The 11,574-nt window shown below is 62.6% G+C and carries 9 protein-coding genes; 4 read left to right on the forward strand and 5 right to left on the reverse strand.

What is annotated here, in order from left to right; all coding sequences use genetic code 11:
* Positions 1–39 precede the first annotated feature (39 nt).
* On the reverse strand, positions 40–1,833 hold the full coding sequence (locus tag HU218_RS08865) for an ABCB family ABC transporter ATP-binding protein/permease (RefSeq protein WP_174874575.1): 1,794 nt from the start codon (positions 1,831–1,833) through the stop codon (positions 40–42).
* Positions 1,834–1,909: 76 nt separating this feature from the next.
* On the reverse strand, positions 1,910–2,287 hold the full coding sequence (gene apaG / locus HU218_RS08870; protein WP_217450765.1) for a Co2+/Mg2+ efflux protein ApaG: 378 nt from the start codon (positions 2,285–2,287) through the stop codon (positions 1,910–1,912).
* A 124-nt stretch (positions 2,288–2,411) separates the two neighbouring features.
* Here apaG and rpe point away from each other — a divergent pair, with 124 nt between their 5' ends.
* The 4 genes from rpe (at position 2,412) to trpE (ending at position 6,346) form a co-directional block, all read left to right on the forward strand.
* Positions 2,412–3,098: a ribulose-phosphate 3-epimerase gene (rpe, locus tag HU218_RS08875; protein ID WP_174874576.1), complete on the forward strand. Its 687-nt coding sequence runs from the start codon at positions 2,412–2,414 to the stop codon at positions 3,096–3,098.
* The gene (locus HU218_RS08880) at positions 3,095–3,820 is read left to right on the forward strand and encodes an SDR family NAD(P)-dependent oxidoreductase (RefSeq protein WP_174874577.1); all 726 of its coding nucleotides are present in this window, start codon (positions 3,095–3,097) and stop codon (positions 3,818–3,820) included. Before rpe ends, HU218_RS08880 begins: the two co-directional genes overlap by 4 nt.
* A 154-nt stretch (positions 3,821–3,974) precedes the next feature.
* Positions 3,975–4,670, forward strand: coding sequence for a phosphoglycolate phosphatase (locus tag HU218_RS08885; RefSeq protein ID WP_174874578.1), 696 nt, complete (start codon positions 3,975–3,977; stop codon positions 4,668–4,670).
* 209 nt (positions 4,671–4,879) lie between these two features.
* Entirely contained in the window at positions 4,880–6,346 is a 1,467-nt protein-coding gene (gene trpE / locus HU218_RS08890; protein ID WP_217450771.1) for an anthranilate synthase component I, read from the forward strand.
* 78 nt (positions 6,347–6,424) lie between these two features.
* Here trpE and HU218_RS08895 read toward each other — a convergent pair whose 3' ends face one another.
* From HU218_RS08895 to HU218_RS08905, 3 genes are all read right to left on the reverse strand, one after another.
* Complete coding sequence (locus tag HU218_RS08895) at positions 6,425–9,274, reverse strand: EAL domain-containing protein (protein ID WP_174874580.1); 2,850 nt, start codon at positions 9,272–9,274, stop codon at positions 6,425–6,427.
* The gene (locus tag HU218_RS08900; protein ID WP_174874581.1) at positions 9,274–10,260 is read right to left on the reverse strand and encodes an ABC transporter substrate-binding protein; all 987 of its coding nucleotides are present in this window, start codon (positions 10,258–10,260) and stop codon (positions 9,274–9,276) included. Before HU218_RS08900 ends, HU218_RS08895 begins: the two co-directional genes overlap by 1 nt.
* 181 nt (positions 10,261–10,441) lie before the next feature.
* The gene (locus HU218_RS08905; RefSeq protein WP_174874582.1) at positions 10,442–11,560 is read right to left on the reverse strand and encodes a Card1-like endonuclease domain-containing protein; all 1,119 of its coding nucleotides are present in this window, start codon (positions 11,558–11,560) and stop codon (positions 10,442–10,444) included.
* Positions 11,561–11,574 lie beyond the last annotated feature (14 nt).

Genomic DNA, 11,574 nt, shown 5'->3' on the forward strand with positions numbered 1-11,574 from the left:
GCAGATAACAGAGCATTTTACGTTGACCGCATCACAGCCTCAGGCCGGCTCAGGTTCGCCCTCCTGCTGCAGCCGCCACATCTGCGCATAGCGGCCGTCAGATGCCAGCAACTCGCGATGGCTGCCACGCTCGACAATGCGCCCCTGCTCCATCACCAGAATGCAGTCGGCATCGGCAATGGTAGATAGACGGTGCGCAATAATCAGCGTGGTACGGTTGGCCGCAATACTCATCAACTCGGCCTGGATCGCCTTTTCGGTGTGCGAATCCAGCGCACTGGTTGCCTCGTCAAACACCAGAACCGGCGGATTCTTCAGAATGGTGCGGGCAATTGCTACCCGCTGCTTTTCGCCACCGGACAGTTTCAACCCGCGCTCGCCTACCGTGGTGTCGTAGCCATCGGGCAGGCTCATCACAAAATCATGGATATGCGCCGATTTCGCTGCCTCGATCACCTCCTCGCGGCTGGCGTCCGGGCGGCCATAAGCGATGTTGTAATAGATGCTGTCGTTAAACAGCACCGTGTCCTGCGGCACGATGCCGATGTGGGCACGCAGACTGTCCTGCGTCAGATCGCGACTATCCACACCGTTGAAGCGGATGCTGCCACCGCTTACGTCGTAGAAACGGAACAGCAGGCGCGACAGCGTGGACTTGCCGGCGCCGCTGGCGCCGACCACGGCAACGGTATGCCCGGCCGGAATATCGAAGCTGACATCATGCAGAATCTGGCGCTTGGCATCGTAGCCGAAGCTCACCGCGTCAAAGCGGATATGCACATTGCGGCTATCCAGCGCCTGCGCCTGCGGCCGGTCTGCCACCTCCGCCCCGACATTCAACAGTGTGAACATGCGCTCCATATCAGCCAGCGAATGTTTGATCTCGCGGTAGACAAAGCCGAGGAAATGCAGCGGCGACCATAACTGGGTAAGGAAGGTCGCCACCAGCACCACATCGCCCACCGTCATCTCGCCACTGACCACGCCGCGCGCGGCCAACCACATCACCAGTGTGACACCGGTAGCAATAATGGCTCCCTGTCCGGCATTCAGCGCCGATAGCGACACCTGGTTCTTGATGGCGGACTGCTCCCAGGAAGCCAGATTATGATCGTAGCGCTGGTTTTCGTAGCGCTCGTTACCGAAGTACTTCACCGTCTCGTAGTTGAGCAGCGCGTCGATGGCCTTGCTGTTGGCCTTGGAATCCAGGTCATTCATGCTGCGGCGGAACACGGTACGCCACTCGGTCACCGCCAGCGTAAACGCGATATAGAGGGCAATAGTGCCGAAGGTCACCACCGCAAACCAGGCGTTATAGCGGTGCAGCAGAATACCGACCACCAGCGTGATTTCCACCAGCGTCGGCAGGATGTTGAACACGGTGAAATTGAGCAAAAAGCCAATGCCCTTGGTGCCGCGTTCGATGTCGCGGCTCATGCCACCAGTCTGGCGCTCCAGGTGGAAGCGCAGCGACAGCCGGAACAGATGCGCAAACACCTCGCGCGCCACGCTACGCACCGCCCCCTGCACCACGCGGGCAAAAATGGCATCGCGCATTTCGCCCAGCACACTGGAAAGCAAGCGCGCCAGGCCATAACCCGCCAGCGCCAATACCGGCAGAGCCAACACCACATTCCGGATCGACAGCTGGTCGACAATATCCTTCAGGTACAGCGGCGTCATCACGCCCGCCACCTTGGCCGCCACCAGACAGGTCAGCGCCAGCAGCACGCGCCACTTGAAACGCCACAAATATGGCAACAGGGTTTTCAGGGTTTGCAGGTCGTTGCGCTCGGCGGACGCCGGCGTTGCGGAATGGGCGTAATGTCGCATCGGTCAGGAACAATCAGGCAAGGCCGGGCAACCATGCGGCCAACCCGGCAGGAAATCGGAACACAGCAACAGCGGGTCAGTGCAGCACGCGCGGGGCGATGAGGTGAAACTCCGGGATGTCGGCATCGAAGCGTTCGCCGTCGTCGGCCTCCATCTGGTAACTGCCGCGCATGGTGCCGTACGGCGTGCGGATGGTGGCGCCACTGGTATAGGTAAACTCCTCGCCCGGTGCCAGATGCGGGTGTTCGCCGACCACACCGGCGCCACGGACTTCCTGCACCTTGTCGTTGGCATCGGTAATCAGCCAATGGCGGGTCAGCAGCTTGGCCGGCACTTCGCCGGTATTGCGGATGGTAATGCGATAGGCAAAGGCATACTGGTCGTCGACAGCATTGGAGTGTTCTTCCAGATAGAAAGCCTGGGCCTCGACGCTGATGTGATATTTCTGGCTCACGGTAATTCCTCGTGATGGCGGTGAAGTCCGCTTCGATGAAGTCTGATTCTACGCCACGTCGCGCCGTCCGGCTGCTATCGCGTACAATAGCCGGCATTTTTCCGACCCCGCCCTTGCACACGCCATGAGCCAGTTCCGTATCGCCCCGTCCATCCTGTCCGCCGACTTTGCCCGCCTGGGCGAGGAAGTCCGCAACGTCATCGCCGCCGGCGCCGATGTCATCCACTTCGATGTGATGGACAACCACTACGTGCCCAACCTGACCATGGGCCCGATGTTCTGCCAGGCTATCCGCCCGCACACCACGGCTCCGATCGACGTGCATCTGATGGTAAAACCGGTGGACGCCCTGGCTGCGGCGTTTGCCAAGGCGGGCGCCGACATCATCACCTTCCACCCGGAAGCATCCGACCACATCGACCGCACCCTGGGCCTGATCAAGGAAGCCGGCTGCAAGGCCGGTCTGGTGCTGAACCCGGCCACGCCGCTGTCGTTCCTTGACCACGTCATGGACAAGCTGGACATGGTGCTGCTGATGTCGGTCAACCCGGGTTTTGGCGGCCAGAAATTCATCCCGCAGACATTGGACAAGGTGCGCGCGGTACGCCAGCGCATCGACGAATACACCGCCAAACACGGCGGCGAGATCTGGCTGGAAGTCGACGGCGGCATCAAGGTAGACAATATTGCCGAAGTTGCGGCGGCCGGCGCCGACACCTTCGTGGCCGGCAGCGCCATCTATGGCCAGCCGGACTACAAGGCAGTCATCGACGCCATGCGTGCCGAGCTGGCCAAGGTTGGCCGCCAGTGAAACTGGCCATCGTCACTGGCGCCTCGCGCGGCCTGGGGGCCGCACTGACCGCGCAACTGCTGGCAGCGGGCTATCGCGTCGCCGCCATAGCCCGCGACTGCAGCGCCCTGCCCGAGCACCCGCAACTGATCACGCTGAATGCCGATCTGGCCGACAGCCAGCTGCTGCCACTGCTGATGGAGCGCGCGCTGGCCGCGCTTGGCCACGGTGACAGTTACACCCTGATCAACAACGCCGGCACCGTGCAGCCGATCGCCAGCGCCGACGCGCTGCCGGATGAAACCACGCTGCAGGCGGTGGCACTGAACCTGTCCGCACCGATGCTGCTGAGCAGCCACTTTCTGGCCTTGACCCCGGCGGACAGCCCGCGCCGCATCATCAATATCTCGTCCGGCGCAGCGGCCAACCCTTACCCGGGCTGGGCGGTCTATTGCGCCACCAAGGCCGGCGTCGATCATTTCACCCGCACCCTGGCAGCCGAGCAGGCGCTGCGCACGACGCCAGCACTGGCCGTGTCGCTGTACCCGGGCGTGGTAGATACCGGCATGCAGGCCGAGATTCGTGCTGCCGACCCGGCTGCATTCCCGAATCGCCCGCGCTTCGAGGCACTGAAGGCTGACGGCCAGCTCACCACCCCCGCCGCTGCCGCCAGCCGCATCATCGACTACCTGCACAGTCCGGCCTTCGGCAGCCAGCCGGTGCTAGACATCCGCCAGCTGTAAGCAAACGACAGTTGGCTGCCAACATCCGACATCCCCGCGACGGCGGGGATGTTGCTTTCCGCCGCACGGCAGGAAATTCACCTGTCTGCAGCAGCGAAACGGCACCGCGCCATCGGTTACAATAGCGGCCTTCCCCCGAATCCGATCCGATGCCATGAATCTGAAGCACATCAAAGCCGTCGCCTTCGACCTGGACGGCACCCTGGTGGACTCCATCGCCGACCTCGCCGCCAGCGCCAACGCCATGCGCGAAGCGATGGGGCTGCCGCAATTGCCGCAACAGCGGGTCATGTCCTATGTTGGCGACGGCGTAGGCAGCCTGGTCCACCGCACGCTGACCGACAGCATGGAGCAGCATAGCGACGAGGCCACCTGGACCCAGGGCTTCAACCTGTTCATCCGCCATTATCACCAGCACCTCACCGTGCATACCCGCATGTACCCCGGCGTCTCCGATGCACTGGGGCTGCTGCGCTCGCTGGAACTGCCGCTGGTGGTGATTACCAACAAGTCACAGTTTCTGGCGGTACCGCTGCTGCAGCAACTGGGCATCGATACCGCTTTCAGCCTGATTCTGGGCGGTGACAGCCTGCCGGAAAAGAAACCGTCCGCGCTGCCCCTGCTGCATGCCGCCGCGGTGCTCAACGTCAAACCGCAAGAAATGGTGCTGGTTGGCGACTCCGAAAACGATATGGCTTGCGCACGCAAGGCTGGCGCGTTGGCCGTTGCCGTCAGCTACGGCTACCGCGATGCCGCCACCCTGGATGCCGACCTGGTACTGGGCAGTCTGGTGGACCTGTTCGCCCTGCTCAAGCAATCGCAGGACCCGCACGTCCATCGCCGCGACTGATTCCCCGCCTTTGGCATGCAGCGCGCCGCCTGTACGGCGGCGCGTTTTTCCGACACAATAGCCCAGCATATTCTGTCTGAGACTTCCTGACCGATCCACGATGAAATTCCTGCCCAACCGTGCCAGCTGGCGATGGCAACGCTGATTGCCCAGCCTCACCCAGCCCGTTCATGGCGCTGCCGCGCCGACCGTAAAGACACCCGGATTTCATCATGACGCCACAACAATTTGCCGAGCTGGCCGCTGCCGGCTACAACCGCATCCCCGTCACCCTGGAACTGTTTGCCGACCTGGACACCCCGCTGTCGGTGTACCTGAAGCTGGCCAACCAACCGTATTCCTACCTGCTGGAATCAGTGGTCGGTGGCGAACGCTTCGGCCGCTACTCTTTCATCGGCCTGCCGGCTACCACCCGCCTGCGCGTGCAGGGGCCGAGCGTGCAGGTCGAATACGGCGACAAGGTGATCGAACGCCATGAAGGCGATCCGCTGGGCTTCATCTCCGGCTTCATGCAGCGCTTCAATACGCCGCCGATCGCCGGTTTGCCACGCTTCACCGGCGGCTTGGTCGGCTACTTCGGCTACGACACCGTGCGCTATGTCGAGAAACGGTTGGCCGCGACCAGGAAGCCGGACGTGATCGGCACTCCGGACATCCTGCTGATGCTGTCTGAAGAGCTGGCGGTGGTCGACAATCTGTCCGGCAAGCTCTACCTGGTGGTCTACGCCGACCCGGCAGTCCCGAATGCGCTGCAAAAAGCCCAGGCGCGCCTCGGCCAGTTGCGCAACAAGCTGCGCGAGAATGTTTCCATTCCACTATCGCTGCCGTCGCAGGCTACCGAGGCGGTGTCCGAGTACGGTCAGGACGCCTTCAAGCAGGCGGTCAGCAATGCCAAGAATTACATCCTAGACGGCGACATCATGCAGGTAGTGCTGTCGCAGCGCATGAGCATGCCGTTTAGCGATTCGCCGCTGTCGCTGTACCGTGCGCTGCGCAGCCTGAATCCGTCGCCGTACATGTTCTACTACCACTTCGACGACTTCCATGTGGTGGGCGCCTCGCCGGAAATCCTGGTGCGCCGCGAGGACGACACCATCACCGTACGTCCGATTGCCGGCACCCGCCCGCGCGGCAAGAGCCGCGAAGAGGATCAGGTACTGGCCGAGGAACTGCTGGCCGACCCGAAGGAAATTGCCGAACACGTGATGCTGATGGACCTGGGCCGCAACGACGTTGGCCGCGTCGCCGACACCGGCAGCGTACGCATTACCGACAATATGGCCATCGAGCGCTACTCGCATGTGATGCACATTGTGTCCAGCGTGGAAGGCACCGTGAAGCCTGGCGTCTCGAACATCGACATCCTGAAAGCCGCCTTCCCGGCCGGCACCCTGTCCGGCGCACCCAAGGTACGGGCGATGGAAATCATCGACGAATTCGAGCCGAGCAAACGCGGCGTCTACGGCGGCGCCGTCGGCTATCTGGGCTTTACCGGCGACATGGACATGGCCATTGCCATCCGTACCGCGGTCATCAAGAACGACACCCTGTACGTGCAGGCCGGTGCCGGCATCGTCGCCGACTCGGTACCGGAATCGGAATGGCAGGAAACGCAGAACAAGGCCCGCGCCGTAGTGCGCGCCGCCGCACTGGTGCAGCAAGGGCTGGACGCCTGACGGCGGACTCACCTTTGCCCCCAAAGCAAATGCCCGCCATCTGGCGGGCATTTGCTTTGGGGGACGGCCAAACAACTCTCAGCTGTTGGAAGGCAGCACCTGCTCTTTACCGCTACTCGTGCCGGCCTGATGGTTATGCAGCCAGCTTTCCAGTTGCGCCACCGGCATCGGCTTGGCGAACAGGAAACCCTGCACTTCATCGCAATGCAGCCGGCGCAGCATGTCCAGCTGCGCCTCGGTCTCCACCCCTTCGGCAATGGTGACAAAGCCCAGCGAGCGGGCAAGGCTGACAATTGCGCGCACGATGGCGATGCCACGCCCCTGCTCCAGATCCTGCACAAAACTGCGGTCGATTTTCAGGCGGTCCACCGGGAAGCGGCGCAGATAGTTAAGCGACGAGTAACCGGTACCAAAGTCGTCAATGGCTAGGCGCACCCCTAGTTCATGCAGCCGCTGCATCAGCCCCAGCGCATCTTCCGGATCCTCCAGCACCACAGACTCGGTCAGTTCCAACTCCAGGCACTCAGCCGGCAGCGCCGCTTCGTGCAGCAGACCGGCTACCTGTTCCACCAGCTGCGGCTGACGGAACTGCAGGGCCGAAAGATTGACGGCGACCGAGGGCATATTGATGCCACGATCCCGCCAAGTACACATCTGCGCCACTGCCTCCTTCATCACCCAGGAACCGATCGGCACAATCAGCCCGCTCTCTTCTGCCAGTGGCACGAACTCGGCCGGCGACACCAGCCCCAGCTCCGGATGCCGCCAGCGCACCAGTGCCTCCACTCCCACCAGTCGTCCCTGCAGATCGCATTGCGGCTGATAGAACAATATCAACTCGCCCCGCTCCAGCGCACGGCGCAATTCCGACTCCAGCTTCAGGCGCGACGCCGAACGCTGCTGCATCTGCAGGGTAAAGAAGCGGAAGGTGCTGCGTCCTTCGGCTTTGGCGCGGTACATGGCCGCATCGGCAGCACGCAACAGATCGTCCAGTGTGCTGCCATCTACCGGCGCCATGGCAATACCGATGGACGGCGTAATGACCAGCTCGTAACCGCCAAGGTGATAAGGTGCCGACAGCACCTGAATGATGTTTTCGGCCAGATGGCCGGCGGCGGACTCGTCGGTTTCCGGCAGCAGGATAATGAACTCGTCCCCTCCCAGCCGCGTCAGCGTGTCCTTTTCCTGCAGCAGCAGTGGCAATCTGCGGCCAACCTCCACCAGCAACTGGTCACCGATGCTGTGGCCCAGGGTGTCGTTGATGTTCTTGAAGCGATCCAGGTCGATGAACATCAGAGCCAACGGCGTCTTGTCATGCCGCGACAGTGACAGCGCCTGCTTGGCGTGATCCTGCAACAGCGCGCGGTTAGGCAGACCGGTCAGGCTGTCAAAATAGGCCAGCCGCCGGATGTATTGCTCGGCCTCTTTCTGGCTGCTGATATCGCTGAACACGCTGATGTAATGGGAAATCTCGCCATCTTCGCCGTGGACCGCAGAGATCGACTGCCACTCCGGAAATATCTCGCCATTCTTGCGCCGGTTCCAGATTTCGCCCTGCCAATACCCGTGCTTGCCGATCTCCTCCCACATGCGGTGATAGAAGCCGGCATCATGGCGTCCGGACGACAAGATACTGGGCGTGCGACCAACCAGGTCCTCCGGTTCGTAACCGGTAATACGGCTGAAGGCCTTGTTGACCAGCAGGATGCTGTGAAAACTGTCGGTCACCAGAATCCCGTTGTGGGCAGCGGCAAACACCTGCCCCCACAACTGCAGCTCGTCTTCGGCATGCTTGCGGGTCGTGATGTCGTGCGACAGCACGATGCAGCTCTCGCGCCCGTCCAGCGTCTCTTTGCGGGCGGCGGACAATTCGAACCAGCGTGCCTCGCAATTGATATACAGACAGATGCGCCGCCCGCGCGACACCCCCTGCTTCATCGCTTCGGTAATAGCCTGACATACCGTGTCTGCCGCATCGAGCGGCATGACCTGGTGTACCAGATTGCCCAGCAGCTGTTCGCGCTCGGCCACCAGACCATCCTTGGCCGAATTGGACCACACCTGCAGATAGCGACCTTCCGGCGTCAATTCGAACAGCAGGTCCGGAATCGCCAGCAACAGCGCCTCTCGCTCCTGTACCAGCTGGGTGGCAGCCTGCTTTTGCGATTCCAGCAGCGCCAGGGAGTCTTGCAGGTGCTGCTGCATAGCATTAAAGCCGCGCAGCAGCGCTCGCACCTCCTGCGCGCCGGTCTCCGGCAGCGGCTGCAGCGTGCCATCCTGGGCGTACTGCAGGGTTGCCTGCCGCAGCACCTCCAGCGGGCCGACCACATAACGCTGCACCAGCCAGCTCAACAGCGTTATCAGTACCAGCAGCATGACCGCCGGCAAAATGAAAACCTGCAGTACCTGCCAGCGTACCAGCTGTACTGCGGCGCTCAGGTCGTAACGGATCAACACAATGCCGCGCTGCGGACTGCGCACTACATCGCGCTCCTGCCGCATGTAGGAAACCCCGACCAGCACGCTGTTGTGCTCACGATCGATCAACGCGCTGCCCAGGCGGCTGTTACGCAACGCTGCCAGCAGTGCGGAATCCAGCCATGGCTGCGGCTCCAGCTTCTCGCCCAGCTGCTGGCGGTCCAGCGAGTAACGCACAATGTCCTGGGCGTCGATTACCAGCACCTGGCTGATACGCGGATCGGTCGCCAGCATCGACAGTTCCTGGCTGACGGCATCGTTGTAATGCGAACCGTCGCCCAGCAGATGCTGGCTCAGGCGGAACACATTCTGCAGCCCGTCACGGCGCGCATCTGCAAACTCGGCGTCGGTCCGGCCGTGAACCCCGAGCCAATAGGCCCCGCCCAGAGTAAACAGCACCATGGCGACCACTACCAGCACCAGCTGGTTTTTGAGCGACCGGACGCGCATCAACGATTCCCCCGCAAGACTTCCGGCAGTAGCAGATCATCCAGCGACAGCGGCGTACGCAGCAATCCGGCAGACTGCATCACTGCCATCAGCGCGTTGGCCGATTGCAGCAAGCGGGGAGACTGGCCATCGAACCAGCTCAGATTCTCCTGCCGGTCAGGAAAATTCATCCCCCAGAAATAAGAGGCGACATCCTTGCCACGCTCGCCCAGTAGCATGGCAAGTCCGGCCAGTGTCTGCCGGTCCTGCTGGCCGAAATCGGTCAGCACCCGGAAATGCCCATCCAACAGCCGCCGCAAGTTATCCATCTGGACCGGCGCCACATCGCTGCGCACCGCCAGCACATCCACGATGCGGCCAGGAATCGCCACACTGGAGAACAGCAAGTGGGCACCCGCGGCCAGCAGCCGCTTGGCAAACGGCTCCATGGTGACCAGCGCATCGACCTTGCCGCTGCGGAATGCCTGTTCGTGCTGATCCAGCAACAGCGGCACGATGGTGACATCCGATGGCAACAGGTGGGCCTTGCCCAATACCGCATCCAGCATGACGGCGCCAACCGCACTCTGCTCCACCCCGATGCGCTTGCCAGCCAACTGCCCAAGCTCGGTGATCGAATCCTGCGCCAGCAGCACATCGGCACCGGCCGAGACATCCAGCACCGCCACAACCTGTAACGACACCCCTTCGGCACGCAGCGCCAGCACTTCATCCAGCGTCAGGCAGCCCGCCTCCAGCTCGCCACTGGCCAGCCCCTGCATCACCAGGGTGGATGACGGGAAGCGGATGACCCGAATCTGCCCGTCGCGATAAAGCCCGGACTCTGCCGCCCATTCGATCAGCAGATAACCGGGCCAGCCGTTGCTTCCGACCCGCAACAGCGGCAAAGGTCGACTGCAGCCGGCCAGTCCGGCGGCCAACATGGTGGCGGCCATGACACGCAGGCAATCGCGGCGGGCAAACAGGCAAGGGGCGAGAGTGGGCATCCGTTTTAGCGAGTGAGAATTCAACAATGGATACTGGGCAGTATCCAACAAATTTATTAGCAAAGCTAAATATCAGCGCCAGCGGTGATGACCGTTGCCGCGGCATGCCGCGCAGACAACCCGGCACAGCTCATCCCCCTGCAACGCTAACGGCCATTGCTGGCATGGCGGCCGTCGGGGGCTAGTCCAACCGGCCCAGCAACCAGCGACGCAGCGTGTCGTCGGCTTGCAGCAGCGCCTCTCCGGCCAGGGTGGCAATGCCCTGCCCCTTGGCACGGCTGTATTCGCTGACGGTCGGCGGATACAGGCTGACCAGCATGGCCTGGGCATCCAGCCCTCCCAGCCGCGCCGCACTATCCAGCTTGAACAGGTTGTCCAGCCCGATGCCATGCTGCCCGAGGCTGGCAGGCGCGGTGGTCTTGCACTCCACCAGGAACAGCTGGTTATTGCACAGGATGGCCACGTCGTACTCGTTCTCCACCCCGCGGTGGCTAACCTTCACCCCGACTGCGGCATCGCTCACCGGCAGATGCGGCGCCATGCGTGCCACCAGTGACAGCAGCCAGATTTCCAGCCAGCCACCAGACAGGAACAGCCGTGCCGGCGCATCGTTGCAACGCAGATGGCCGATATTGTCGAACATCACCATGCCGCTTTGCTGCAACCAGTGGCGCAGAAAATGCTCGCTGCGCGGTAACAACCGCCGGCTGAACTGGCGGGCATCCAGCTCGTTGCACAAGCGGTTAAGCAGCGTCAATTCGTGCGGATGCGTGGCAGCCCGGGCGGCAAGACCGGCGGCCAACGTTTCCAGCCGCAGATCGCGTTGCCACAGCCGGTAGCGCGTGCCGCGCAGGCGGCAGCCATACAACGCAAAGTAATCTTCCAGCGCCAGGCCATCGGCGATATCGCTGCCGCTGCGTAGCGGCTGTTGCTCGCCACCGGACAACCAGATCAGCCGGTCTCGCCGGTGATCCAGCGCCATGACCGGCAGCTGCCGTTGCCGCGCCAGTTCAAACGCCAGCGCAGCCTGTACCGGCGAGGCGGCGCTCAGGTTCAGGCACAGCGGACCATGCAACAGTTCGGACAGGCGCTGCCGCAGTGCCAATGGCTGGTTGTCCGGCGGCACGGTCACCACCTCCACCGGCAGCTGCTGGCTGCGGCACACGCCGGCAATGTCGTATGCCAGCCCCAGCTCGGTCTCCTGGCACAGCAAACTGACGCGTGTTACGGCAAAGCGCCGGTCCAGCGCCGGCGTAATGATGTCGGTGACCACACGGTCGACAAAAGCAAACAGGTGCACAGCGTCTTCTCCAT

It is taken from the genome of Vogesella oryzae, assembly GCF_902829295.1.
Classification (GTDB): Bacteria; Pseudomonadota; Gammaproteobacteria; order Burkholderiales; family Chromobacteriaceae; genus Vogesella; species Vogesella oryzae.

Bases quoted from the DNA above. Each gene is read 5' to 3' on its own strand.
- HU218_RS08865 (WP_174874575.1), bottom strand. From the start codon at position 1,833: ATGCGACATTACGCCCATTCCGCAACGCCGGCGTCCGCCGAGCGCAAC.
- rpe (WP_174874576.1), top strand. From the start codon at position 2,412: ATGAGCCAGTTCCGTATCGCCCCGTCCATCCTGTCCGCCGACTTTGCC.
- HU218_RS08885 (WP_174874578.1), top strand. From the start codon at position 3,975: ATGAATCTGAAGCACATCAAAGCCGTCGCCTTCGACCTGGACGGCACC.
- HU218_RS08895 (WP_174874580.1), bottom strand. From the start codon at position 9,274: ATGCGCGTCCGGTCGCTCAAAAACCAGCTGGTGCTGGTAGTGGTCGCC.
- HU218_RS08900 (WP_174874581.1), bottom strand. From the start codon at position 10,260: ATGCCCACTCTCGCCCCTTGCCTGTTTGCCCGCCGCGATTGCCTGCGT.